Here is a 25,531-nt window from a genome sequence, read left to right on the forward strand (position 1 = left end):
TGGGAAATAAATGGGGTTTATGTTTTCTGATGCAGAGTTGTAGTTCGAAGGCTCTGCATCAGATATTTAAATTAAATATCGTCTGAGATATTTTCTTTGATAATTATTCTGGAAGTTTTGTCTGTAATATATGTGCAGTTTGATGGGATGTTGGATTTTATAAATGACATGGCCCCAATTTTAACATTGTCACCAATTTTAACGGATAATCCTATAATACAAGTGTTTGCACCAATATCTACATTATTACCAATCGATATGCGTAAAGCTTTACTATCGGTATCTATTTGCCCTATAACAGTATTCTGTCTAATAACGAAGTTTTCTCCGATATCTACGAGGCTATGAATCACAATTCCTGAGTGGTGCGGGATCATGAGTCCTTTACCTATATGGGCACCAAGACCAATCTCGCAACCAAATCTTTCTATAAGTTTATTGTTTAGTTTTTCGGCTGCTTTTCTTTGTGGTTTATTACCATTTATGTACATCTCATTTGCAAGCCTCCACCAGAAAAGAAAATTTCTATGGCGTAATTTCTTCTCACGCAAAAGTCGAACGACGGAAAAATAAGGTCGTCTTATTATTTCCATTTGCCAGTAGTACCAAAGTTTTTCGTTTTTTCCGAAAATAACAAACAGCAATGAATGTAGATAAAGCATGTAATCCTCTGGAAAACTTAACAATTTTGCGCCGTATTTTATAGTTGAAGATTGTTAGAGTATTGATATACGACATGTTTAAGCTTGTTGCAGTGACTCCAAAAGCACGTAAAGAATAACGTGCCAGTCTTGACGCTAATGCATCTCAGTGCTGAGTGCCACGTACCTTGTGCGTTTAACGCATAAAAATTTTTTAATGTAGCTTGCTATGTTCCTAAGATGATTCCAGCGAAACTAGCAATATCAGTACTTAAGTGAAGCAAACATGTTAGGATTAAGTTAGTTAAACGACTGATTTTATTTGTTCTCAGGAGGATTTTAAAATCCCTCGGCGTTCGCGCTGTGCGGGTTCAAGTCCCGCCCCGGGCACCATGGGAATAAAAGCTATAAAATCAATGATAAAGCAGTGTCGTGAAAACCACCTTCGGGTGGTTTTTTATTGTCTGAAATTCGCCTTTCTGTCATTTCTCCTCAAACCGACTCCATAAAGTTTTCTTCATCCGTTCTGGCTACCTCCTGCTCTGCTGATCCTCAAGAATATGATTGCCGTCACATTCCATCATCAAAGAATAAATTATTCCTTTTAAAATTATTTGTAATAATTAATTATTCCTTCATCTGTGAGGTTCTCTTCATTTAACCTTTACGCCACAGCAAGCCATGTTAACAATCCACTGCGAGACACTGATGAAAATTGATTTATCTGCCCTGACAACCGAAGGCCGCAACACTGATAGTGAAAACATCGACATGCTTTCGACCGAGGAGATGTTGAGAGTCATCAATAAAGAAGATCAAAAAGTCGCTCTGGCTGTCGAAAAGACCATTCCGGCCATTACTCAAGCCGTTGACGCCATTGTGGATGCATTCACGAAAGGGGGGCGCTTAATTTATAGTGGCGCGGGTACGTCTGGTCGCCTGGGTATCCTTGATGCCAGTGAATGTCCTCCGACTTATGGTACTCCACGAGAGCAGGTTGTCGCGCTGATAGCCGGTGGACATCAGGCTATTTTGCAGGCCGTTGAAAATGCGGAAGATAACCTGGTGATGGGCGAAGATGACCTTAAAAACATTCAGTTCAATGCCTCTGACGTGCTGGTGGGCATTGCGGCAAGTGGTCGCACGCCATATGTGGTCGCGGCGCTGAACTATGCCAAAAGTATTGGTGCAACAACTGTGGCATTGACCTGCAACGCTGGAAGCGAAATCACACAAATAGCGGATATCGCCATTACGCCAGTAGTCGGGGCTGAAGTGGTGACAGGATCGTCTCGTATGAAAGCAGGCACAGCTCAAAAACTGGTGCTCAATATGCTAACTACTGGCGCGATGATCCGCAGCGGAAAAGTTTACGGAAACCTGATGGTTGATGTCGAGGCCACAAACCAGAAGCTGGTGCAGCGCCAGATTAATATCGTGATGCAGGCGACGGATTGCGACCAACCAACCGCTTCCGATGCGCTACGCAGCTGCAACGGGCACTGCAAAACAGCGATTGTCATGGTCCTGGGAAATCTCAGCGCGACTGAAGCAAATCAACTTCTCAATGAGAGCAACGGATTTATTCGCAAAGCATTAGCCAACAGGACGAGTGAATAATGGCCAAAATCACGGAACAGATGATTGCCTCAATTTTGCAACTGGTCGGCAATAAAAAAAATGTTCAGAACTGCGGAAACTGTATGACGCGTTTGCGCTTGACGCTGAACAACGACCAGTTAATTGAACATGACAAATTGAAAGCGCTCCCGGGAGTTTTGGGCGTGATTAATACCGACGACCAGCTGCAAATTATTCTGGGTCCAGGGAAAGCGCAGACCGCCGCAGAAATGATGAACCTGATGATTAATTCGCAGGCTAATGACTCTCCAGAACCCGCGGATCTGCGTTCGGTAACCAGTGACAACAAACAAAAAATGAAGGCGAAACAAACCAGCGTGGTGCATCAGTTTCTCGCTAAGTTTGCCACCATCTTCACGCCTCTCATTCCGGGGTTTATTGCGGCGGGTATGTTGCTGGGGTTCGCCACATTAATCGAACAAAGCTTGCTGGCAGGTGCGGCTGAAAAGAATGCGACAATCGTTCATATCGTCGGTTATATGAAAATATTCGGTAAAGGGTTATTCACCTTCTTACCTATATTGATTGGTTACAACGCACAGAAAGCCTTTGGTGGCTCTGGGGTTAACGGGGCGATAATTGCTTCTTTATTCCTGTTAGGCTATTCCCCGGACGCGACAGTCGGGTACTTTTCCGGCATCGATAATTTCTTTGGTATGGGCATCGACCCGCGCGGGAATATTATTGGCGTGTTGATTGCCGCCATTTTGGGCGCGTGGATTGAACGCCAGGTGCGCAAAATTATTCCTGATAACCTCGATATGATCCTCACTTCGTTGTTGACGCTGCTCATCACCGGCGCGCTGACATTTACCGTGATCATGCCGTTTGGTGGCGAACTGTTTAAAGGGATGTCATGGTTATTTTTACACCTGAACGGTAATCCGTTCGGTTGCGCTATTCTGGCTGGTTTGTTCTTGATTGCCGTGGTGTTTGGCGTTCATCAGGGATTTATCCCGGTCTATTTCGCGTTAATGGATGTTCAGGGCTTCAACTCTTTGTTCCCTATTCTGGCCATGGCCGGTGGCGGGCAAGTCGGTGCGGCACTCGCTCTTTACTTCCGCTCGGCGAAAGATTCTGCCACGCGTATTCAGGTCAAAGGTGCCATTATTCCGGGTCTTTTGGGGGTAGGGGAACCCTTGATTTATGCGGTTACGCTACCTCGTGTGAAGCCTTTTGTGACCGCCTGTCTCGGTGGCGCTTGCGGTGGTTTCTTCATTGGTCTGGTGGCATGGTTGGGTCTGCCAGTCGGTTTAAATACCGTGTTTGGCCCATCAGGACTGGTCTCACTGCCATTGATGACCTCGCATGAGGGAATTTATGCCGGTATGGGCGTGTATGCCGTCGGGATAGTCATCTCGTACGCCAGCGGTTTTATTCTGACCTGGTTCTTTGGCCATAAAGATGTTGATCTAGCTTAAGATCATGGGCAGGCGGCTTCCCCCTTCAACTCATATTGCCGTTTGCCCACTTTTATTACCGGAGGAAACCGGATTTATATTGCCTGAAAATCCTCTTTCCTGACATCATTCACCCATTCCGCTAACCCGGCCAGAAAATCGAACAATCTCAGGAGTAAATATTATGAATCACGGGCCTCTAAACGAAGAAGAACTGGAATGGCTGGATGACACGCTGACCCAATACGGCAACGATGATTCTGTGCTGGATGTCTCTGAACTGGACGGTATGCTCACCGCGATACTTTCTGCTCCAACCGTGCTTCCGGCGGCTGATTGGCAATTAGCTTTGTGGGGCGGTGAGGATCAACTCCCGAACTGGGAGTCTGAAGAAGAAATGAATCGTTTTAACTCACTCGCACTGCAACATATGAATGATATTGCAGAGCGTTTACGGGATGCTCCAGACCAGTTTGAACCCCTTTTCGGTTATCGCGAAATGGACGGCAAAGACTACACCATCGTTGAAGAGTGGTGTTTTGGTTATATGCGCGGATTAACGCTAGTTGAGCGTACAGCGTTGCCAGCAGCACAACAAAAAATGCTCGATGTCATTGCACTTCACGGCAATGAAGAGAGCATTACCACGCTGGAAAAAATGACCGAAGAAGAATATGAAGCCAGTCAGGCAGAAATTGGGCCTGCGGCATTACAGCTTTATCATTACTGGCAAGAACAGCGTGATGCTGAGTCCAAAACGCTACATTAATCACAACAGCAATATATTTGTTCTGAACAATCAGGCAGCGATTGAGTGTGCTGCCTGATTTGCCAGCCTACCGTCTGAACCCTCGTTCTCTCGCGACATAAATTAAAAAAGCAGGGCTAAATGTTGCTCTCGCTATCCCTTGCAAAACAAACACCCACATCGCATAGACCCGAAAGCCACACCGGTTGAAAATCACCTCATGTTAGTAACATTGCCTTTTACAATTCCTCACACCGAAGCCGCGGGAACTTTACAAATATGATATAATCAGGTGAGAAAGGAATGTATCAATAACGATAATTCAATGAATAATGAGTCTAATGATGCTGAGCAATTCACTGAAAATTACCCATGGAGGGTACCCGGTATTTATCAAGCTGGCAGACTTTGTCGCTATTACCACGGTTTTAATAATCAGCGCATGGTTATTAGCGATAGCGCCTATGAGCAGTGTGATAATGTACAGCTTACTTTTTGCTACCTCTTTTTTGTTATTCGGGGAGTACACTGAGCTTTACATTCGTAATCTCAAAAATATGAGATTGCGCAGCCAACTTCGCTTGTTTTTGTGCACATTTCTCTCTATCTGCTTTGTTGAAATTATCCGCATCTTGACCGATGGGTTGCCCTCTCTGGGATATTTGAGTGCGCTCGAAAACCCATTTATACCCGCTGTATTGCTTTGGTATCTCATCTCACTGATTCCGCTCTATTTGATCCGACTTTTTGTTTTTAAGTATTCCATCAGGAAAAATATTCGCGTGGCCATCGTTGGGGTAACGGCGAATGGTCTGGCTGCGGAAACAGCATTACTGAAAGAATATTCCAATATGCAGCTGGATTTGGCTTTTTACGACGAACGAGATGCGTCACGGTTTAGCGATCTGTTTGCCCAAATAAAAAGTCCATTCAAAGGCTCGGTTAGCGGCCTGGTTGAAGACGCACAGGCGGGGAGGGTAGATGAAATCTATATCGCCTTACCGATGGTTGCGCTGGAACGCATACGCCACTTTCTGGCCGTGATGTCAGACACCACGGTTGATACCTACATTGTGCCGGACTTCAACTCCTACAGTACGCATATGTCGCAGCTGCGCTCGATAGATAACTTGCAAACGATCAGCATTTTCAGCTCGCCGTTTGAGGGGGTGGGTTCCTTTATCAAACGAGCCGAAGATTTAGTGCTTGGGAGCATTATCCTGGTCATGATCTCTTCGTTGTTGCTGGTGATAGGCATCGGCATCAAACTCACATCGCGCGGCCCGGTATTTTTCAAACAAGACCGGTATGGTCTTAGCGGGCAAAAAATTAAGGTCTGGAAGTTTCGAACCATGCGCGTGATGGAAAATTCGGACACGGTCATTCAGGCAACAAAAGATGACCCACGCGTTACGCCGTTTGGTGCGTTTCTACGCCGCACATCGCTTGATGAACTCCCGCAATTTTTCAATGTAATACAAGGCAGTATGTCGATTGTCGGTCCGCGTCCCCACGCGGTGACACATAATGAGCAATATCGTAAGCAAGTAGAGAACTACATGATTCGCCATAAAGTTAAGCCGGGGATCACAGGTTTAGCGCAAATTAACGGCTACAGAGGCGAAATCGACGCATTATATAAAATGGAAAAACGTGTCGAATACGATATCGAATATATTCAAAACTGGTCATTATGGTTGGATATAAAAATCATAATTAAAACTATTTTTAAAGGATTTGTCGGCAAAAATGCATATTAAATATATTGTTGCTGCCGGAATGGTTTTATCACAACCGGCCATAGCGGACTTAACACCGAAATCGCATATCGGCATTGCGGGTATTGATTTTCAAAGCAATGTTGGGGTGAATTACGGTCATGAAAGCAATGTGACTTATCAGCCCTATGATAACGACGCGATTAGCTCAGGTTTTGTGAGCGTAACGCCGATGTTGAGCATGATCGGCGAGCGCTACCAGGATAAATATCTATTAATGTACTCGGGTGATTATCGCAGTTATAACAGTGACTCTGCTGATAATTACGCTGACCATTTTTTCCGTTTTAATGGTGCCTGGCGATATGGGCAAATGCATGGCCTGATGTTTAACATTGAGGACTCTTTAGGCCATGAAGAACGTGGGCGCGGAGTGACTGAAGGTTTTGTACCTGAGCAATTTCAACAGTTTGGTGTTAATTCCCCCCTAAGCACTAACTTGCTTAATAGTGAATTACGTTACAGTTACGGGGCTCCAGAGGGGCGTGGAAAAGCAGAATTCGCGCTGCTGTATAAGAAATTGCGATTTGGAAATACTCAGGATACGCAAAATACTGATGAGGATTTTTACAATTATATTCGCGAGCAGGAATGGCACGAAAATAGCCTGATTGCAGAAATTTTCGATCAATACACATCACAAACACGCTTCCGTTATAGCTTTATTACCAACCAGCGGCATTACGATAATGCGTCAGAAAAAGACAGTAACGAATATTATTTGCGTTATGGCGTGAAATCGCAGCTGACGGGTAAAACCAACATCGATATGAATCTTGCATGGCTGTATAAAACATTTGAAAACAATCCCAACTCGCAAGATTTTAATGGACTAAACTGGGATATTCAGGCTGAGTGGAAACCACTCAAACAGTCTATTTTTACGGCACATACCTCGCAGCGTATTAAAGACCCTTCGGAAGTGGGGGGTTATATTCTGGTTTCTCAGTACGGTATTTCTTACCAGCATTATTGGTTAGATGATCGCTTCTCTGCCTTGTTAGATTACTCGTACACCACGGAAGACTATAAAAAACAGGACAAGGACAGGAACGATAAAGATGGTGTATTCACCGTCACCATGAGTTATGACTTCAGGCCTTCAATTAATTTTGAACTTAAATATCAGATAGATACATTGCGCTCAAATAAAGATACCGATTCGTTTTACATCGGTCCTGACGACAACCGGGAAGTCCTGAGAACGTTGGGTTATGACAACTCGCTGATAATGTTTACAGCTAAGGTGCAGATTTAAAATGAAAATAATTAAACTGTGGGCATTTTTATTACTCAGTACACTTTTGGCCGGATGTAGCACCTCGACGCCACCATTAATGGATAGCCCGGATGCTGGCTCAAAAGGGTACCAACTTGATGCGGGTGATGCTGTGAATATTAGCGTTTACGGCGAACCCGATATGACAATGAAATTTTTAATCGATAAAAGTGGAACGATTACTTTCCCTTATATTGGTGAGTTAGTTCTGAAGGGAAAAACGCCTGAACAGGTTAGTGAAGAGCTAACAAATCGTTTGCGCGGTGATTATCTGCAAAACCCAATGGTGTCGGTGAGCATCACCGAATTCCGTAAATTTTATATCTCAGGTGAGGTGGCAAACCCTAATGGGTACGCTTACGAACCGGGTTTGACCGTTGAGAAAACCATCGCACTGGCGGGCGGTTTCACTGACCGGGCCGATCGCAAAGATATCAACATCCGTTTATCTGGCACTAATCAATTGCTTGAAAACGTGGACGTAAGACATTCCGTTCACCCAGGCGACGTCGTGATCATTGGCATGGGGTTCTTCTAACTATGAAACTATCAATAGTGGAAAATGGCAAGAACCGGGAAAGCGCTATCGACTTCTCAAGATTTGCCAAAGAATTGAAAAAGAACAGTTGGAAAATCCTGCTCGCGGGTGTGATTGCGGGGGCAATCGCTTATCCGCTTATCAGCATGATGACGTCGAAATATGTCTCAACGGCAACGGTGCTGGTGAAGGCGCAGCCCGATAATATTTCGCCATTCCCGCAGGTTGATGGCTATGACTCGACACGCAACGGCTACTACGAAACACAGTATGCATTAATGCAGTCGAGAATTGTGTTGGAGCAGGCAGTCAAGAATTTGAAACTGGATGAGAATCCCGATTTCAACGGCGTCAAGGCAGGGAGCAAACAGGCAAACACCCCTGATAATCAACAGCAGCGCGTCGATCGTGCATTGAAGACGATGCTCAAAAACCTGACGTTTAACCCGGTTCGCACCACACATCTGGCGACTATTTCTTACGAATCGGCCTCGCCACAGCTTGCAGCGGAAATCGCAAACGGAGTGGCACAGGCGTTTATTGACTACACCGTTGAACAAAAACGGACGAATACGCTGAAAGCTCGTGAGAGTAATCAGCAGCGAATGGATGAGTTGCAAAAGCAGATAACCGAACAAAAACTGGCGATTAATGACTATCTGAAAAAAGAAGGTCTGCTGACATTTCGTGGCGTCGATGGTTTTGAAACAGAACAATTGGGCATCGTCACCAATCGTTTAGCCGATGCCACTCAGCGTCGTATTGCGGCGGCTTCGCTGTATAACGAAGTGCGCCATAACGCCGGGAAATCATTGGAAGATGTGATTTCACTGCCCGCCATTTCTAGTCACGCGCAGATTCAGGACTTGCGTATCGCGCTCATTCAGGCGAAACGTTCGCTTTACGAACTACGAAAATCGTATGGCCCGAAACACGCTAAAATTCTGGAAGCGCAGGCTCAGGTTCAGGCAATTCAGGATCAAACCTCTATCGTCCTGGGTGAACTGGAATCGGGCTTACGTCAGCAGTATCAGGCCGCGTTGACGGACGAAAATAGCTATCAGCAGCAATTGGAGCAGCAAAAAGAAATCTTCCAGAAAATTGCATCGAAGCGCGATGGCTATAATGGCCTGAAACTGGCGCTCGATAAAACCGAAGACATGTACAAAACGCTTTATCAGCGCACCCAGGAACAGTCTTTATCCGGCAGCTACGCCGATGCCGATGCGGTTTTATATGACCCGGCGGTACCTGCCGATCGCCCAGCCAAGCCGAATAAGTCTCTGCTACTGATCATGATCGTGATGCTGGCGCTGGCGTTCTTCATCATGTACATCATTGTGAAAACCGCGATGGACAGCACCATCAATAACCTCAGCCAAATGCGAAAACGTTTGAAACTCGAACCGTTAGGCGAGATTCGCCGTTATCCTGGTGTCGGGAGTCGGGCGCAAATCCGTGACGTTATTGCCAATAACCCATTGAACGCCGACATCATTCACAGCATTCGCACGCGCATTATGCTGGATAATCGGCAGCTTCAAACCATAGCGATTACGTCGTCAGAGCACGGCGAAGGGCGCACACTGCTGGCGAATTTGCTGGCTAACTCCTTTAGCTTTGATCAAAAAACACTGCTGATTGACTTAGATTTTTTCAACAAAGATGGGCTGTCGAGTGAGCTGGCTAAACCGGCGGCACCCGGCGTTGCCGAGCTGCTTCGGGGTGAAGCGACGCTTGAAAATCTGAGCGTTAAGGTGAATGAGAATCTCGATTTCCTGGCGCGTGGCAATGCCAAAGTCTCATCGTTGCTGATGCTGTCATCAGAAAATCTTGAGCATTTAATGCGTGAATTAAGAAGCCGCTATCAACGCATTATCATTGATGTCGCTGCGCTGAACCAAAGCCAGGATGTCCAACTGATTAGCCGCGTAACGGATGGCCTGATTTTCGTACTCAAAGCCGGGACGGCGCCTGCGGAAAATATTAGTCAGACGCTGGATAAAATCGAATCAAACCAGTCGGTTATTATTGGTGCTGTTATCAATCAGGTGATTGATAAAAATCTGGAAACGAAAGAGGGATTACGCTCACTTAACCTCCAGACGAATGAACTGATGCACGGTACAGGTCAGTTATGAGTTTACTCAGGAGCGCATCCACTATAGCCGGTTCATCAGTCATTTCGCAGTTGATTGGTGCACTGTCTATTTGGTTGATTTCGCATAAGTATCATCTGGCGGAAGTGGGGCTTTACGCGCTCAATTATAGTATTGCGTTGATTGGTGCTCAGGTTTGTACCTTTGCATCACAGCTATTGATTCCCAAACAGCATGACGAAGATTTAGCGCAAAATGTGGTGTTTTGCTTATTACAAAGCGTGAGTATCGCGGTGCCTTACGCCTTATTCACGGCATGGTTATTTGATCAAAATATCTTTTTCCTGTATCTCCTTACGCTTTCAAATACGTGGGTTTTGATTTCGGAAAACTTATCGCTACGTACGGCTAATTTCAGTTTTCTGGTCTTTCAACGTATTTCTGTCTCGGTTGTCGTTGTGCTTTCTGTGTTGCTCACTTCAAGCATTCAGGCATTTTATTGGGCGTGGGCGGGTTCAATGATGCTTCTGACCATTGGCTGCATCCTTCGTGCATTTGATATCCGCACGGTCACATTGCAGCATTTGAGTCCGAAAAATAATCTGGAATTTTTTAATAAACACGTCCATCACATTACTAAAGTGGGAAGTGCAGAAGTGCTGGCGATGGCGAACAGCAACCTGCCGATCATGTTAATTAACTTCTGGTTCTCGGCACTGACTGCGGGCTATTTTTCTATAGTCAGCCGCTTCTGCCTGGCACCCGTCGTCATCGTCGGGAATGCGGTGCGTAACGCCATCTTCTCGAAATGGTCGATTGATTTCAGACACAACACGTTTAATTTCCATGAGTATAAAAAAGTACGCCTGCTGCTATTGGTGTTAGGCATCGTCTGCACGCTGGGGGTATTTATTTTCTACCCCATCGTTATGCACCTTGGTTTTAGTGAAGACTGGATAAACTCCATTCCAACTTCACGCTATATGTTGCCTTACTTATTCCCGGCGCTGGCCGTTTGTCCGCTCACGGTTATCGAACTGATTTTTGGCTCCCACCGCTACTTCTTACGTATCCAGTTTGAACAGCTGGCTATCGTGTTGATGGCCTTTATTGTTGTCCCTTATTTTTATAATGACTATGCGACATCGATTATCTTGTTCTCCATTTTAACTTTCGTGCGCTATGCGTTTATTTATCTGAAGGTTAATAAACGCGCTAATTTGTTGAAAGACAGGCCGGCTGTTTTATGAATCTAAATACTGGGCATTACTTACAGACTTATACGTTTGTCGCGTTGGTGTTTTGTGGACTGGTGCAATATTTCACCGGTGTGCTTGCGGTGCTGTGGCTGCCATTCTTCCTGACTTTGCTGATGCTTGGGTTGCTGGTGATGCAGACGCGTTACGAAGCATTGCAGCTTGATAAACAAGAGATTGTTGTTCTGGCGCTGTATTTCATCTTCCTTGCGATGGCGGGTGTTTCGACGGTATTGCAAGGAGGCTTAACGGTTGCCATCGTCGGTTTTAAAAATGAAATTGCGATTTCGCTGGTGATGCTGTGTTTATTGCTGGGTTTCTGCCGGGAATCACAAATTTATCGCGTGACCAAAACATTGTATTGGGTATTTTACGCGCAATTTCCGATTGTTATTTATCAGTTATTGTTCGTGGTTCCACAACGAGTCGCCATGCGCGGTGAAGATGAGAAATGGGACTCCGTTGTTGGAACGTTTGGCGGCGATCCAATGGGAGGAGGGAACACCGCAGCCATGGGATTGTTCTGCCTGCTCATTATGTTGTTAAAGGTTTCCGAATTTAAGCATGGGCTGACCACATTTAAATCAATGGCGCTGCATATCATTCTCGGCTTTGCGCTGTGCATTGTGGGTGAAGTGAAGTTTGTTATCCTGCTTTCACCGCTTTTGCTGGCATGGGTGTGGATTATGCCCAGCTATGTGAAAGGGGTAAACAAAGTGAATATCAAAGCGCTGCTGCTGATATTCGCGGGTATGGCGTTATTAATTGCCCTGGCGGTTGTCATTTTAGCTTCGGGTTATTCATCTGCTTTTGGCAGTGACCCGACGCAAAGTTCGTTCAGTATCTTTTTAGATTCTTTAAGTTATATTTTTGACCCCAATTACATCATGTCAAATGGCGAAGTCGGGCGCTTTACGACACTGATTTTCTGGTTAAAAAATAATGATCTTTGGGGATTATCTGGGACTTTATTTGGCTACGGCCTGAATGCGACCAACAGTGGGAGCACGGTTTCACCGGGCTTTTTGAATCTAACCTACAATTTGATTCTCGACTCAACTTCGCTGAGTATGCTGCTCTGGGAAGTGGGTGTCATTGGAACACTGATATTCATTGGTTTAATTATCTATATTTTGAAAATTGCACGGCCTCAACCCTTATTGGATCGCGAGCAATTAGACGCGCAAGATCTCCAGTTATTAAGTTTTGCACCTGCCTTTAATGCATTTGCTATCAGTTGCTTACTGAGTCTGCCATATAGCCAGATACTGATGATCATTCCGATGCTACAATTCCTCTTCTATTTGTCACTAGGCTCAAGTCTGGTTATTCGTCGGTCCGTTCATCGTTATGCAGAGCAATAGTATGATTAATAAACCTTTTATCTCCGTCAGCATCAAAACGCTTAACGAAGCGGAATGTATCGAAAAAACCATCGATAGTATTCGGCAGCAACTTACTGATTACCCGCATAAAATCATTGTTGCCGATAGCTTATCGACCGATAACACCCAGCAACTTGCCAGTGACAAAGGCGTTACCGTTGTCTCGCTGACTCAGCCTTCCGATCGTTGCTGTGGTGTGGGCCATCAATTAGGTTATCTGTACAGCGAAGGTGAGTTTCTGTTGCTGATGGACGGTGATATGGAACTGGAAAAGGGCTTTATTGATAACGCTGTTGCCTTCCTGACTGAGCATCCAGAATATGCGGGCGTTGCGGGTACGGTTGAAATGGATGATGCGACAAATTATGAATTCAAATCGCGTAAGCAGCGGTTGCATAAAATATATCCGGTCGGGGATAGCGATCATCTGGGCGGTGGCGGCTTATATCGCCGCTCCGCCATTGAAAAAATTGGTTATCTGACAAATCGTAACCTTCACGCCTATGAAGAGGCGGAACTCGGTATGCGTTTGCTTGATGCCGGATACAAGCTACATCGTCTGGATATCCCTTATTTCAGCCACACCTCGCACAGCATGCCGACCTTTAAACTGCTGAAGTATCGCTGGCGCAGCGGTTATCATCAGGCTCCCGGTGAATTATTGCGCAGTGCGTGGGGAAAGCCTTATCTGCGTAATGCGTTAAAAATGGTCAAAAATGAAGTGGTATTTCTGCTTTATCTTCTGTTTTTATTCATTGCCATCCTGACGTTTGATCTGGACGTTATTGGTCTGGCATTACTCCCCCTGATTGCCTTTATTATTTTGAAAACGCTTAAGAATCGCTCATTAAAAAGTGGTATTCAAAGTGTTATCAATTTATCAGTGCTTTCTATTGGGCTATTGAAAGGATTAAGTCATCCAGCGCGTGACCCGATGACACCACCGGACAGCAAAGTTATTCATGAATAGGCAGGCATAATGAAAATTCTACTGGTGAATAAATTTTTCTACATCAAAGGTGGTGCAGAAACGGTTTATTTTCAAGAACGTAATATGCTCAAGCAAGCCGGTGTTGAGGTCATTGATTTCTCAATGCAGCACGAGAATAACTTCCCGTCTGATTATGCTGACTATTTTGTCAGCAATGTCGATTATCATAAAGGTAATAACTTACTGGGCGGGATTAAAACAGCGGTAAACTTTATTCATAACGCTGAAGCCTGCAAAAAAATGCAGGCGCTACTGGAGAAAGAGCGCCCGGATATTGTTCACTTCCACAACATTTATCACCAGTTAACGCCTGCCATAATAAAAGTCGCCCGCGATTTTGGCTGTAAGACCGTATTAACGGCTCACGATTATAAAATTGTCTGCCCATCCTACTCCATGCTGCGTGATGGAAAGGTCTGTGATTCCTGTATTACTGGCACAGTATTTAATGCCTTCAGATATCGCTGCCAGGACGGTTCAGCATCGAAGAGTTTACTACTTTCTTTAGAGGCGACGTGGCAATACATTTCCAAAAATTACCAGGCTCTGGATGTGATTATTTCCCCCAGTGAGTTTTTACGTGGGGTTATTAAACGAACGTTGCCCGACTCACGCATCGACGTCATCGTGAATGGTATTGATGACAGCCTGCCTGTGGATGATATTGCAGATATTGGCTACTTGCTGTTTGTGGGCCGTTTAAGTCGTGAGAAAGGTGCGGAATCTTTGTTGCGCGCGCATCAGAAAATGGCCAATAAAATACCCCTTAAAATCGTGGGTCACGGCCCACTGTATAACCAACTTATTGAGCAATATCCCAATGCGGAATTCCTTGGCTATGTACAACAAGGTGAAGGTTTAGACCATCTGATTAAACATGCTCGCGCCGTTATTGTGCCTTCGGAGTGTTATGAGAATTGCTCCATGTCGGTGCTCGAGGCGATGTCATTTGCTCGCCCGGTTATCGGTGCGCGAATTGGCGGCATTCCTGAACAAATACGTGATGGCGTGGATGGCGTTTTATTTGAGCCAGGAAATGTCGAGGAGCTTGCCAGTGTGCTTGATGATTTTGCGCAAAGTCCCGAGAAGGCTCATCTCATGGGACGAAATGCTCGCGAACGTTTATGTGAAAAATATGCGCTGCGCAAACACATGGACACGCTTCTCAATCTATATCAAGAACTACTAAGCAAGCCATAATATGACTCAAAAAATAACCGTTATCGGTACGCGTGGCATTCCCGATGTATTAGGTGGCGTGGAAACGCATTGCCAAAATCTTTATCCCGCTATCAAGCAACAGTGTGATGTTGATATTTGTGTCTTTGCCCGCTCTCCGTACGTTGGATATACCCAATCAAGCTATAAAAATATTGAAACACGGGCTTTATGGGCACCGAAAAAACGTTCACTCGAAGCGATAGCCCATTCAGTTTTAGCCGCGTTTAAGACCTGTTTTGATAAATCTGATATTGTCCATGTTCACGCCATTGGCCCTGGCCTTGTCGTCCCTTTATTGCGTTTACTGGGTAAAAAAGTGGTCTTTACTCATCATGGCCCGGATTATGAACGCCAGAAATGGGGAGGACTTGCCAAACAGGCTTTACTGCTGGGCGAAAAGTTTGCGGTTAAATATGCCAGTGAAGTGATTGTTATTTCTGAGGTGATTAACCAACTGATCCAGAAGAAACATGGCCGGATGGATGCTCATTTGATCTACAACGGCGTGAATAAACCGCTGCCTCTATCCGATGAAACCATCAGCAAGACTTTAGGGCGTTATAACCTTCAGCCTAAGAATTATCTCGTTGCTGTGGGGCGCTTTGTCGAAGAAAAAGGCCTGCATGATTTAATTACCGCTTATCATCAATCAGGCGTTTCAATTCCGTTGGTATTAGTAGGCGATGCCGATCATCCTTCAGATTACAGCCTGCGCCTGAAGGAATTAGCGCTAAAAACTCCGAATGTTATTTTGACCGGTTTTTTAAAAGGTGATGCACTCGCGGCGGTATTTTCGCAGGCCCGAATGTTCATCATGCCGTCTTATCATGAAGGCTTGCCGATAGCGCTCCTGGAAGCTATGTCTTATTCTCTTCCGGCAATAGTCAGCGATATCCCTGCTAATCTGGAAGTAGGCTTGCCGGGCGACGCCTATTTTAAAGTGGGTAATGTGGCTGATTTAGCCGAAAAGATTACCACCAGAGCGGCTCTCGATACCGCCGACTATAGCGATTTTTTGAAAACTTATGACTGGCGCGAAATTGCCAGAAAAACCATAAGCGTCTACCATATAATAGATAAATCAATAGGTTAAATTTGAGCAATTCAACCCGACGCCCGCTTGTGATTGACCGGTTTTATGACGTTCTTGATGAGCAGACCCAGGCACAACTGTCGCCGGAACAAAAGCAAGAAATTGAGGACGCGATAGTTTCCATCACTCTGGCGTCCCGTCACCGTATTGATGTTCGTAAAAGCTTCCCCTTTTTTGGGGCGCGGTATTACCTGGTATTTTTACTGGGCAGAGATTTGCGTAAACGGCCGCGTAAAGAATCGACGTTGGTGCGCATTATTGTGACCATCCTGATTCTGTTCGGCATATTGTTCGCCACCTTATGCGTGTTATTGACGCTCTATATGCTGAAATCTGCGGCGGGTATCGATCTTATTCGTAATTTTCACGTCGGCATCTGGGACTGGTGGCTCAGTCTGAGAAATCACTAAATTTCAACGCCTGGAATCAAACGGAAACCCTATGACGATTAAAACTTTATTTGCGTTGATGTGCATGGCATTTCCGGGTGTTGTTTTGGCCGCGCCGATGACGGTTGTGACGCCAAAAGCGCTGACCGTTCCCATAACCAATCCCGGAACAGGCGTTGCCAGTTTTCATGAGGGTTACGGTGAGAAGTTGAGCCAGGCACAATATCCCAATACTGGATTTGAGTATGAGCGCTTTTACTGGCGTGATCTGGAACCGGTGGAAGGGCAGTATAATTTTGCGCTCATCGATGAAGCTTTTAAGTATGCGGCGATGCATCAGCCGGCTATGAACGTAGGTCTGCGCTTTATGGCGCTTGATGGCCCTGAAAGTGGCTCAAAAATTCCAGACTGGCTTATCCAAAAAGGAGTGAAAGGGGAATGGACTTCCGATCACAAAACCTTCGCGCCAAATCTCGATGACCCAATATTTCTGGCCTATAGCCAGAAATTACTGAATGCCCTCGGCAAGCGCTACGATGGTAATGAAAACCTGGCGTTTGTGGATATCGGCATGGTGGGTTCCTGGGGGGAGTGGCACAACAGTAATTTCCCGTCCATGACGCCGTTGTTAAAGCGCTACGCGCCAGCGCAGTTAGATAAATACGTTAAAATGCATTTTGCCGCATTTCCGAAAACACCCAAAATCATGTTAATAAGCGGCGGCGATACGCTTGCCAGCGCGGTGCGCCAGGGGGCGGGTTGGCGTGCGGATTGTTGGGGCGACTGGCGTAATTTCTCAGCCACCTGGAATCATATGGAAGATGATTATCCCCAGCGTTTAGAAGCCGCGCAGGCGGCATTTTCAGGTTTTAACGATGCGTGGAAAAGAGCACCTGTTAGCTTAGAAATTTGTGGTTATATGCCGGAGTGGAAAACTGAGCAGCATTACTCGCGTGATGAAGTAAAACGCACATTCGACTGGGCGCTGGAGAATCACGCCAGCACTATCAATTTAAAGTCGCGCGCGGTGCCGGAGGTTTATCGCGATATTGTTGATAACGCGCTGATGAAACTGGGTTATCGATTCCGCTTAGCCTCACTGAGCCATGAGTCGATATTAGCAAAGGGAAATAGCCTGACGCTTAATAGCCAGTGGATTAATGAAGGCGTGGCACCGATTTACCTGAAATATGCCGTGAATTACCGTGTTGTGGATGCCTCGAATAAAGTGGTTGCGCAGGGGCAAACGGCAGATGATATTCGCAGCTGGTTGCCGGGCGAGTATTCCACAAATTATCGACTGACCATTCCAGAAAACTCAGCAAGCGGGCAATATTATATTGAAGTGGCAATGTTGGATGGGAAGGGCAAGCCAAGAATTAATCTGGCTAATGAAGGCCAGCAGAGTAACGGCTGGTATCGGGTATCAAAGATAAACGTTCAGTAGTTAATACACAATGAGCCAGTTTGCTGGCTCATTGTGGCAACAGTGAAGATATAAAATTAAGAGCTGAAACCGTTAGGGTTATTCTTCTGCCAGTTCCAGGTATCACGCATCATTTCGTCCAGGGTATGAGTGGCCTGCCATCCCAGCTCTTTCTTCGCTAAAGATGAATCTGACCAGCACTCAGCAACATCGCCCGCTCTACGCTCAACGATTTGATAATTAATTGTCGTTTCAGCGGCTTTTTCAAATGCCTTAATCAGATCAATGACGGAATAACCCACGCCCGTTCCCAGGTTAATGGCTTTGAAAGCGGCTCCTTGCGATTTATTGTCCAGCGCCGCGAGATGACCACTTGCAAGATCCAGCACGTGGATGTAATCGCGCACGCCGGTGCCATCTGGTGTGGCGTAATCATCACCAAACACGGACAGGCAATTAAGTTTGCCAATGGCGACCTGGGAAATATAAGGCACCAGGTTATTAGGAATACCGTTGGGATCTTCGCCAATTCGCCCTGATGGATGAGCACCAACCGGATTGAAATAGCGCAAGCAGGTGATGCGGAAATCAGGTTGCGCGTGAGAGAAATCACGTAAAATCTGCTCAACCATTAATTTAGAGGTACCGTACGGGTTGGTGGTTCCCCCGGTCTGGCATTCTTCGCTCAATGGAACTCTTTCAGGATTACCATACACCGTTGCGGATGAACTAAAGATTAGGCTATTAACGCCCGCGAGTAACATCTCATTGAGCAATACCATCGACCCAACGACATTATTCTCATAATACTCCAGTGGTTTTCTAACCGACTCACCCACAGATTTCAAACCTGCAAAATGGATAACATCGGTTATCGAATACGTAGAAAAGATTTCTTTCAGAACGTTCTTGTCTAAAATATCAGCAACATATAACGTCGGTTTTTTCCCGGCAAGTTCTGCAACACGGTCTAAAGACTCTTTAGAGGAGTTAGAGAGATTATCGATGACAATGACGTCGTCTCCACGCTCCAGTAATGCCAGAACAGTATGTGAGCCAATATAGCCAGCACCACCCGTTACAAGAATAGCCATAGTCTCTCCAGATAAGATTTTCTATCGATGTTACTCCACGAAAGTTGAGTCAGTGTACCAGCAACGAATAGGTTGTTCATCTTGAGTTTCAGGCAAAAAACTGTTTGCGGAATTTCACCTGGAACTTATAGGAAATCTTTTTAAGAGGAGATAATAAGCTGAAGATTAAATTTTTAGTATCATAAACGATATAGCCATCGGTGAAATTGAGGGTATGAACACCTGCGCTCTGATTAATAAGTGGGGAGATGTTCGCAACAAGTTTTTCTTCAAAGTTTAAAGGACTAATGCCAATTAACTCTTTGATGTAAATGGATTTTCCATAGCAACCGGGGTGGCATTCTTGCGTCAGGATATAATTTTTATTATTGACGAAATAAGGTTTTCCAGCGCCACGATGATGGTAATTACTTAATTTAAGGGCAGGGGTTATTTTCTCCCATTTGCCGAACAGGCTACTAGCAGTATGAATGACCATCTCATTTTTCATCGTTGTAGAAATGAGATAACTCTTATCACCTGACGTAAAGTAAATATTGTCGGTGAATTCTGCATCAGAAATTAATACCTTTACTATCTCCCAGCGCCCAGGGAATTCAGTACATCGGAATAACATCACTTCCTTTCGTTCCGATGACTCAGGGATCATAAATAACTCACCCTCATGATAAAACAAGAAGGGAAATGAGAGGTGGCACTTTAATCCGTCAAAACCTTCAAGTTTAATATCCTCGACTTCACCCAGATTGCTGTCCAGAACGCGGCATTTCAGCATGCCTCTGGAGTTAAGAAAGCTGAATGCTTCATAGAACACATACAGCTTGTCATCTTTTTCAATGATAAAAGGATCAGCCTGGAAGGTGTACTTCTTACGTAATAGTTGTGCTTTAGAATTATTTAAAATGTCCAGGGTATTTTCAGGGAACAAATGTGAGTTATTTTTAATGATCATGATGTCCCATGATTCATGGAAAAATAACTTCTTAATTAACATGCTGTATGTGTTTAACATTTATCATCGTGTCCATGTTAGTTAACACTATTATCAAGAAAAACAGCGGGGGTTTTATTTATAATAATAAGAAACAAACACTTACCTGGCGGCAGATGAAAATGACAACCACAACCACCATGCTAAAGCAGTATAGACGCAGAAACGTGATGTGCCATCAACCAAAAGTCGTAGACGAAACGTTGGGCAGACAGGAAGGAATTGAGGAGGTTGGGGCAGAAAAAACGGCAAGCCAGGCGGCCTGCCGATGACAATTTACTGAGCCTGAGAATCCAGCGTTGAGAGTTCTTTATCAACGAAATACAGACCTTCGCCGCTTTTACCGACCAGACTTAATTTATCCAGCACAGATTTAAACAGCTTCTCTTCTTCGTGTTGCTCGGAAACATACCATTGCAGGAAATTAAAGGTTGGATAATCCTGAGATGTCATCGCGGCGTGAGCCAGTTCGTTAATTTTACGTGTAATTAACTGTTCGTGTTCGTATGTGGCGTTAAACAGATTATCCAGAGACGAATAGTCGTGTTCCGGTGCTGGAATCGCATTAATACGCGGCAGGCTTCCGGTATCTGTTAAATAAGCGAACAGGCGCTGCATGTGCTCCATTTCTTCCTGAGCATGGCGGCGCAAGAAAGCGGCTGCACCTTCAAAGCTGTGATAGCTGCACCAGGCACTCATTTGCTGATAAAGCAGGGAAGAGTAAAGCTCAAGATTCATTTGTTCATTCAGTTTTTCGATCATTTCAGCTTTTAACATGACACGCTCCGTGGAATTCGCTTCTCAATAATAGCGCTACTTTAATTTTATTATTTCAATAATGCAAAGAGAATGTTAATTAAATTATCGTAATGAGAATGGTTGCCAATATTATTCTTTTTTAAAAACCAATCCTGAAATGGAATAAGAATGATTGCTATTTAAAGCTTATCGATAATTATCGACAAGCTTTTATATTCATTACTGAACAATCATTTCATCTCTGAGGAACGTTTCCATTCCCGTTCCGCGACACTGGTATTCAAGCGTCACCTTTTGATTCAGGCACAGCGCCCCGCTGTGCACACTACAGGTTTTGATTGGCTCGCCATAAGGGAAAGCTGACACATATCCCCATTGTTGGCACTGATGGCTGGCCGCTGATTGCGCAATGTAAGTATCCACTTTTCCGTTTTGTAAGGGGGCAAGATCGAAGCCCAGACGAACCACGCCAGCGACTTCGCTGCCTTTGACGGGTTGCGGTGTTTTATTGATGGTGCAACCGGTTAATAACGCGGTGGCTAAAACTAAATAGACAATTTTCATCACGCTGACACCCGAATGTTTTTTATTATTTTAGCACGCAGAAAAATAGAAAATGAGCATCAGTATAAAGCGAGGTAATTTAATTTAAGGTGTGTCATTAAATAAGACTTAACGCAAATTAAAGCGAGAGGGTTAATTAATAGTAATCAACAGTAACATTAATGATTTGATTAAAAATTGATCATGGCGGCCATCAAGTTTGGCTGAATCGTGCCGACAATACAGATAATGCATGGTTTAACTTCAGTTTGTCATACAAAAACCGAATAAACGGCGATGAAGTGATCTCAGCTGATGCAGGAAGTTAATTTTATTTTTCACCGGGGAAATACATCACATGAATTTTATTCGTAATATCAAAATCCGCGTCATGGTGGTACTGATACTCATCTTTTCGACGGTTGCCTGGCTGGCTATTTCCGGCCTGGCATTGTGGTTTTTAAATGATCTTGAGCAGAACATTGCCCTGAATGCCGCACAAGCAAAATGGATAGATATTATTCAGTTCTTACTCGGGGCTTCTGTCGTGGCAAGCGTGATTATTACGCTGGTGACAGAACGTTACCTTTATCACTGCCTCGTGAAACCCGTCGAGAGCATTCGCGAGCATATGCATATTCTGGCGCGCGGCGAATTGGAAACAGAATTACCGGATTTAGGCAGTAACTGTATCGGTCTGATGGTCTCGCCGATTCAAAAAATGCAATCCAACTGGGGAAAAGCCGTTTCCAATATTCGCACCAGTGCACATACCATTCGAGGAAATGCCACCGAAGTTGCTGGCGTAAACGGCGAACTATCCACTCGTTCAGAACAGCTTGCCGCGGCTCTGGAAGAGACGACGGCCAGCATGGAGCAATTAAGCAGTACCGTCACGCTCAATGCTGAAAATGCCAACCATGCGAGTCATCTTGCAAAAAACGCCACTCAAACCGCACGCAATGGCGGAGAGTCGGTGAAAAAAGTCATGACGACCATGGAAACCATCACCAGTAGTTCACACAAAATTGTCGATATCACCACGGTCATTAATAGTATTTCCTTCCAGACCAATATTCTCGCGCTCAACGCCGCCGTAGAAGCGGCGCGAGCGGGTGAGCAAGGACGGGGATTTGCGGTGGTGGCGAGTGAGGTTCGCAACCTTGCACAGCGCAGTGCGCTGGCGGCAAAAGAGATCGAAACGTTACTTAAAGAGTCCGTCGATAACATTTACACCGGGTCAGAACAGGTGAAAAAGGCCGGCGAAGCAATGGGCGAAATCCTCGATGCGGTTATGCAAGTGAATAATATTATGGGCGATATTGCCAATGCCTCGGGGGAACAGAGCAAAGGCATAGGGCAAGTCGGGATTGCCGTTCGACAGATGGATGCGGTGACACAGCAAAACGTCAGTCTGGTGCATCAATCCGCGTTGTCGTCGGTTGATCTGGAGCAACAGGCGCATCAGCTAAACGACATTGTGGCGATGTTCCGCATCGCCAAATCGGCCTGATCTGGAGACTGAGCTATCATCAAAATGCAGAAGTGTGAGCACACCTTTATTTTTTGAAACAAAATTTCATTAAATTTGAAAGTATGTTTGCTAGATAGTATCTTTACTGCATACCAAGCTATTCACCGCGGGAAATCCCGTGACCCAATCAGGAGACGGAAATGAAAATAGCACTGATGATGGAAAACAGTCAGGCTGGAAAAAATGCCATCATTCTTAATGAGTTGAATGCGGTTGCTGCTGAAAAAGAGTACCCGGTTTACAACGTAGGCATGAGCGATGAGCGGGATCACCACCTGACTTACATCCACCTCGGTATTATGGCCAGCATTCTGTTGAACGCTAAAGCGGTTGATTTTGTCGTAACCGGTTGTGGCACAGGCCAGGGTGCAATGATGTCACTGAACATCCACCCAGGTGTGGTGTGTGGCTACTGCCTGGATCCAGCCGATGCGTTCCTGTTCTCTCAAATCAACAACGGTAATGCGCTGTCTCTGGCATTCGCGAAAGGGTTTGGCTGGGGTGCAGAACTGAACGTACGCTATATGTTCGAAAAAGCGTTCACTGGCCGTAAAGGCGAAGGCTACCCAATTGAGCGTAAAGAGCCGCAGGTTCGTAACGCCGGTATCCTGAATCAGGTTAAAGCTGCTGTTGTGAAAGAAAACTATCTGGATACGCTGCGTGCTATCGACCCAGAACTGGTGAAAACCGCGGTGTCTGGTGAACGTTTCCAGCAGTGTTTCTTCGAGAATTGCCAGAACAAAGAAATTGAAGCATTCGTTCGCGAAATCCTTGCTTAATCATTTCTGAAAATGCGTAAGGCCAGCTTTTGCTGGCCTTAATTTTTGGTACTTTCACTCACTGCTTTTTAGACACGCTACTTCCTGCATCACGGGGTAAACGCAGCAAATCGACCAGCCCAAGCAGGCAAATTAACGTGATCATCACAAACGAAATTTTGATTGAGAATCCAGGGATATTTGTAATATCAAGCCATTGACTGACTTTCTCGCCTAAACGAATCCCGATAGCCCCCAGAGTAATGCCCAGCCCAACGGAAAGCTGCGTTGCCGTGCTGAATAACGTATTGGCATAACTCATTTGCGTAGACGGCACATCGGAAAAGGCGAGGGTGCTGATTCCGGTAAATTGCATTGAACGGAACATACCGCCAAAAAACAGTATCGCCATCGTCAGCCATGCGGCGGTGTCAGGGGTGAGAAATGCACAAGCTAGCAAAGAAGCGACGTTCAGCAATCCATTAATTATCAGCAGCTTTTTAAAGCCTAATGCGCGTATCAACGGTGTGGTTGCTGGTTTCATCGCGAGGTTCCCGGCAAATACCGCTAAAACCAGTAAACCTGAATGGAACGCGTCCATCCCAAAGCCAACCTGAAACAGCAGCGGTAGCAAAAACGGCACCGCACTGATGGAGGTTCGGAACAGTGAGCCGCCGTACATCGTCACGCCAAAAGTTTGTACCTTTAATGCTTCCAGGCGAATCATCGGGTGTTCTGCGCGTTTAAAATGCCTGAGCGAGAACCAAAGTGCCGCCGCACCCAACATCAGAATACTCACCGTTGGCAGTACATTGACTTGCGATTGTCCGAGCATTTCCAGCCCGTACACCAGGCTAATCATGGCAATGGCGGTACTGGCAAAACCGATGCTGTCAAACGGACGGCGGGAATCATCATGGATATCAGGAATCAACCGCCATGCCAGTGCCATCGCGATTAACCCCAGCGGCAGGTTGATATAGAAAATCCAGCGCCACGACGCATAACTGGTGATGAATCCCCCGAGCGGCGGGCCAATGATCGGAGCCACCAGCGCGGGCCACGTTAATGTGGCAATCGCGGTGATCAACAAATGCTTGGGAGTTGTGCGCAATACGGCAAGTCGCCCGACAGGCACCATCAACGCGCCGCCAACGCCTTGTAAAATGCGCATGGCAACAAACTGTTCAAGCGTATTGGCGATGCCGCACAGCACCGAGGCAAAGGTGAAAATACCCAGCGCGAGCGTGAAGATTTTTCGTGCGCCGAACCTGTCAGCAATCCAGCCGCTGGCTGGAATCAACACCGCCAGCGTCAGCAAATAGGCGCTCATGCCGATGTTGAGATCGACGGCATCCACCCCAAATGTTTTTGCCATTTCGGGTAGCGCGGTTGCAATCACGGTTCCGTCGAGAAATTCCATGAAAAATGCGCCAGCAACCAACAGTGCCATACCTGAAATGCCACGTTTAGGTGCCGGAGAAGGGGAGTTAGTCATGAGTAAAACTCAAAATTAAAATAATGTTTTAAAAATTAATTGAGCCAATTAACCAGTTAAGTGTTGGATTTGCAAGCCATTTCATGTGACTGAGTTGTAAAATCCACAAGAAAAATGTGTGATGCGCATCACAAAACTATTGATTTGTGTGACGGATGTCATATTATTAGCCCCATAACGAGCAACATCTGCAAAACAAAAAAACTGGAGCACACAATGAAAATGCGCAAAATCCTGAAAAGCATGTTTGAACAATACTGCAAGACCTTTAAAGATGTACCGCCAGCTGGCATGTTCTGATTTGTCAGCCTGAAGAAAAACCTGCTGCGGCAGGTTTTTTTATGCCTGAAATTTGGCTTTTAATTGTCAGTTGCTCGCGTTATATCCACATTTTTTGCTTTAGCACTTTTTCGCATAACGTTATGCGTTTTACACTCATTTACATTGTGGGTATGGCTGGTGCACTATG

General features: G+C 45.4%; 23 protein-coding genes. 17 read left to right on the top strand and 6 right to left on the bottom strand.

From position 1 onward, the window contains the following. Positions 1-71: 71 nt before the first annotated feature. Positions 72-662, bottom strand: a complete 591-nt coding sequence (locus DY231_RS09035) for a serine acetyltransferase (RefSeq protein ID WP_115628068.1) — start codon at positions 660-662, stop codon at positions 72-74. 687 nt (positions 663-1,349) lie between these two features. On the opposite strand from DY231_RS09035, the gene murQ reads away from it, so the two are divergent. From murQ to DY231_RS09105, 14 genes are all read left to right on the top strand, one after another. Further along, the gene (murQ, locus tag DY231_RS09040; RefSeq protein ID WP_115628069.1) at positions 1,350-2,261 is read left to right on the top strand and encodes an N-acetylmuramic acid 6-phosphate etherase; all 912 of its coding nucleotides are present in this window, start codon (positions 1,350-1,352) and stop codon (positions 2,259-2,261) included. Then, a complete protein-coding gene (gene murP / locus DY231_RS09045; RefSeq protein ID WP_115628070.1) occupies positions 2,261-3,703 on the top strand; it encodes a PTS N-acetylmuramic acid transporter subunit IIBC in 1,443 nt (480 codons plus the stop codon). The genes murQ and murP overlap by 1 nt, the downstream gene beginning before the upstream one ends. Before the next feature lie 163 nt (positions 3,704-3,866). Continuing rightward, the gene (locus tag DY231_RS09050) at positions 3,867-4,451 is read left to right on the top strand and encodes a UPF0149 family protein (protein WP_115628071.1); all 585 of its coding nucleotides are present in this window, start codon (positions 3,867-3,869) and stop codon (positions 4,449-4,451) included. 323 nt (positions 4,452-4,774) lie between these two features. Continuing rightward, positions 4,775-6,190, top strand: a complete 1,416-nt coding sequence (locus DY231_RS09055) for an undecaprenyl-phosphate glucose phosphotransferase (protein WP_115631810.1) — start codon at positions 4,775-4,777, stop codon at positions 6,188-6,190. After that, complete coding sequence (locus tag DY231_RS09060; protein ID WP_115628072.1) at positions 6,180-7,466, top strand: outer membrane beta-barrel protein; 1,287 nt, start codon at positions 6,180-6,182, stop codon at positions 7,464-7,466. The genes DY231_RS09055 and DY231_RS09060 overlap by 11 nt, the downstream gene beginning before the upstream one ends. A 1-nt stretch (position 7,467) precedes the next feature. Next, a complete protein-coding gene (locus DY231_RS09065) occupies positions 7,468-8,025 on the top strand; it encodes a polysaccharide biosynthesis/export family protein (RefSeq protein WP_115628073.1) in 558 nt (185 codons plus the stop codon). A 2-nt stretch (positions 8,026-8,027) separates the two neighbouring features. Beyond that, entirely contained in the window at positions 8,028-10,166 is a 2,139-nt protein-coding gene (locus DY231_RS09070; RefSeq protein WP_115628074.1) for a GumC family protein, read from the top strand. Next, complete coding sequence (locus DY231_RS09075; RefSeq protein ID WP_115628075.1) at positions 10,163-11,374, top strand: lipopolysaccharide biosynthesis protein; 1,212 nt, start codon at positions 10,163-10,165, stop codon at positions 11,372-11,374. The genes DY231_RS09070 and DY231_RS09075 overlap by 4 nt, the downstream gene beginning before the upstream one ends. Next, a complete protein-coding gene (locus tag DY231_RS09080; RefSeq protein WP_115628076.1) occupies positions 11,371-12,744 on the top strand; it encodes a capsular biosynthesis protein in 1,374 nt (457 codons plus the stop codon). The genes DY231_RS09075 and DY231_RS09080 overlap by 4 nt, the downstream gene beginning before the upstream one ends. Before the next feature lies 1 nt (position 12,745). Next, on the top strand, positions 12,746-13,735 hold the full coding sequence (locus tag DY231_RS09085; protein WP_115628077.1) for a glycosyltransferase family 2 protein: 990 nt from the start codon (positions 12,746-12,748) through the stop codon (positions 13,733-13,735). Positions 13,736-13,744: 9 nt separating this feature from the next. Continuing rightward, a complete protein-coding gene (locus DY231_RS09090) occupies positions 13,745-14,956 on the top strand; it encodes a glycosyltransferase family 4 protein (protein ID WP_115628078.1) in 1,212 nt (403 codons plus the stop codon). 1 nt (position 14,957) lies between these two features. After that, positions 14,958-16,070, top strand: a complete 1,113-nt coding sequence (locus DY231_RS09095; protein ID WP_115628079.1) for a glycosyltransferase family 4 protein — start codon at positions 14,958-14,960, stop codon at positions 16,068-16,070. Between the two features lie 2 nt (positions 16,071-16,072). After that, positions 16,073-16,480, top strand: a complete 408-nt coding sequence (locus DY231_RS09100; RefSeq protein WP_115628080.1) for a hypothetical protein — start codon at positions 16,073-16,075, stop codon at positions 16,478-16,480. Positions 16,481-16,544: 64 nt separating this feature from the next. Then, a complete protein-coding gene (locus DY231_RS09105; RefSeq protein WP_370511350.1) occupies positions 16,545-17,906 on the top strand; it encodes a DUF4832 domain-containing protein in 1,362 nt (453 codons plus the stop codon). A 56-nt stretch (positions 17,907-17,962) separates the two neighbouring features. On the opposite strand, the gene galE is transcribed toward DY231_RS09105, so the two are convergent. The 4 genes from galE to yecR form a co-directional block, all read right to left on the bottom strand. After that, on the bottom strand, positions 17,963-18,979 hold the full coding sequence (galE, locus tag DY231_RS09110; protein ID WP_115628082.1) for a UDP-glucose 4-epimerase GalE: 1,017 nt from the start codon (positions 18,977-18,979) through the stop codon (positions 17,963-17,965). 88 nt (positions 18,980-19,067) lie between these two features. Continuing rightward, on the bottom strand, positions 19,068-19,991 hold the full coding sequence (locus DY231_RS09115; protein WP_115628083.1) for a glucosamine inositolphosphorylceramide transferase family protein: 924 nt from the start codon (positions 19,989-19,991) through the stop codon (positions 19,068-19,070). 255 nt (positions 19,992-20,246) lie between these two features. Next, positions 20,247-20,747, bottom strand: a complete 501-nt coding sequence (gene ftnA / locus DY231_RS09125) for a non-heme ferritin (RefSeq protein WP_034496153.1) — start codon at positions 20,745-20,747, stop codon at positions 20,247-20,249. A gap of 201 nt (positions 20,748-20,948) precedes the next feature. Beyond that, entirely contained in the window at positions 20,949-21,293 is a 345-nt protein-coding gene (gene yecR, locus DY231_RS09130; protein WP_115628085.1) for a YecR family lipoprotein, read from the bottom strand. A gap of 337 nt (positions 21,294-21,630) precedes the next feature. On the opposite strand from yecR, the gene DY231_RS09135 reads away from it, so the two are divergent. Continuing rightward, complete coding sequence (locus DY231_RS09135) at positions 21,631-22,785, top strand: methyl-accepting chemotaxis protein (protein ID WP_115628086.1); 1,155 nt, start codon at positions 21,631-21,633, stop codon at positions 22,783-22,785. A 161-nt stretch (positions 22,786-22,946) separates the two neighbouring features. Then, complete coding sequence (locus DY231_RS09140; protein ID WP_115628087.1) at positions 22,947-23,585, top strand: RpiB/LacA/LacB family sugar-phosphate isomerase; 639 nt, start codon at positions 22,947-22,949, stop codon at positions 23,583-23,585. Between the two features lie 58 nt (positions 23,586-23,643). On the opposite strand, the gene DY231_RS09145 is transcribed toward DY231_RS09140, so the two are convergent. After that, positions 23,644-25,062 carry an MFS transporter gene (locus DY231_RS09145; RefSeq protein ID WP_115628088.1) on the bottom strand — a complete coding sequence of 473 codons (1,419 nt, stop codon included), beginning with the start codon at positions 25,060-25,062 and terminating at the stop codon, positions 23,644-23,646. A gap of 216 nt (positions 25,063-25,278) precedes the next feature. Here DY231_RS09145 and azuC point away from each other — a divergent pair, with 216 nt between their 5' ends. Next, entirely contained in the window at positions 25,279-25,362 is an 84-nt protein-coding gene (azuC, locus tag DY231_RS09150; RefSeq protein WP_115628089.1) for a stress response protein AzuC, read from the top strand. The last annotated feature ends 169 nt before the right edge of the window (positions 25,363-25,531 follow it).

It is taken from the genome of Buttiauxella agrestis, assembly GCF_900446255.1.
Taxonomy (GTDB): Bacteria; Pseudomonadota; Gammaproteobacteria; order Enterobacterales; family Enterobacteriaceae; genus Buttiauxella; species Buttiauxella agrestis.

Bases quoted from the DNA above. Each gene is read 5' to 3' on its own strand.
- DY231_RS09035 (WP_115628068.1), bottom strand. From the start codon at position 662: ATGCTTTATCTACATTCATTGCTGTTTGTTATTTTCGGAAAAAACGAA.
- murQ (WP_115628069.1), top strand. From the start codon at position 1,350: ATGAAAATTGATTTATCTGCCCTGACAACCGAAGGCCGCAACACTGAT.
- murP (WP_115628070.1), top strand. From the start codon at position 2,261: ATGGCCAAAATCACGGAACAGATGATTGCCTCAATTTTGCAACTGGTC.
- DY231_RS09050 (WP_115628071.1), top strand. From the start codon at position 3,867: ATGAATCACGGGCCTCTAAACGAAGAAGAACTGGAATGGCTGGATGAC.
- DY231_RS09055 (WP_115631810.1), top strand. From the start codon at position 4,775: ATGCTGAGCAATTCACTGAAAATTACCCATGGAGGGTACCCGGTATTT.
- DY231_RS09060 (WP_115628072.1), top strand. From the start codon at position 6,180: ATGCATATTAAATATATTGTTGCTGCCGGAATGGTTTTATCACAACCG.
- DY231_RS09065 (WP_115628073.1), top strand. From the start codon at position 7,468: ATGAAAATAATTAAACTGTGGGCATTTTTATTACTCAGTACACTTTTG.
- DY231_RS09070 (WP_115628074.1), top strand. From the start codon at position 8,028: ATGAAACTATCAATAGTGGAAAATGGCAAGAACCGGGAAAGCGCTATC.
- DY231_RS09075 (WP_115628075.1), top strand. From the start codon at position 10,163: ATGAGTTTACTCAGGAGCGCATCCACTATAGCCGGTTCATCAGTCATT.
- DY231_RS09080 (WP_115628076.1), top strand. From the start codon at position 11,371: ATGAATCTAAATACTGGGCATTACTTACAGACTTATACGTTTGTCGCG.
- DY231_RS09085 (WP_115628077.1), top strand. From the start codon at position 12,746: ATGATTAATAAACCTTTTATCTCCGTCAGCATCAAAACGCTTAACGAA.
- DY231_RS09090 (WP_115628078.1), top strand. From the start codon at position 13,745: ATGAAAATTCTACTGGTGAATAAATTTTTCTACATCAAAGGTGGTGCA.
- DY231_RS09095 (WP_115628079.1), top strand. From the start codon at position 14,958: ATGACTCAAAAAATAACCGTTATCGGTACGCGTGGCATTCCCGATGTA.
- DY231_RS09105 (WP_370511350.1), top strand. From the start codon at position 16,545: ATGGCATTTCCGGGTGTTGTTTTGGCCGCGCCGATGACGGTTGTGACG.
- galE (WP_115628082.1), bottom strand. From the start codon at position 18,979: ATGGCTATTCTTGTAACGGGTGGTGCTGGCTATATTGGCTCACATACT.
- DY231_RS09115 (WP_115628083.1), bottom strand. From the start codon at position 19,991: ATGTTAAACACATACAGCATGTTAATTAAGAAGTTATTTTTCCATGAA.
- ftnA (WP_034496153.1), bottom strand. From the start codon at position 20,747: ATGTTAAAAGCTGAAATGATCGAAAAACTGAATGAACAAATGAATCTT.
- yecR (WP_115628085.1), bottom strand. From the start codon at position 21,293: ATGAAAATTGTCTATTTAGTTTTAGCCACCGCGTTATTAACCGGTTGC.
- DY231_RS09135 (WP_115628086.1), top strand. From the start codon at position 21,631: ATGAATTTTATTCGTAATATCAAAATCCGCGTCATGGTGGTACTGATA.
- DY231_RS09140 (WP_115628087.1), top strand. From the start codon at position 22,947: ATGAAAATAGCACTGATGATGGAAAACAGTCAGGCTGGAAAAAATGCC.
- DY231_RS09145 (WP_115628088.1), bottom strand. From the start codon at position 25,062: ATGACTAACTCCCCTTCTCCGGCACCTAAACGTGGCATTTCAGGTATG.
- azuC (WP_115628089.1), top strand. From the start codon at position 25,279: ATGAAAATGCGCAAAATCCTGAAAAGCATGTTTGAACAATACTGCAAG.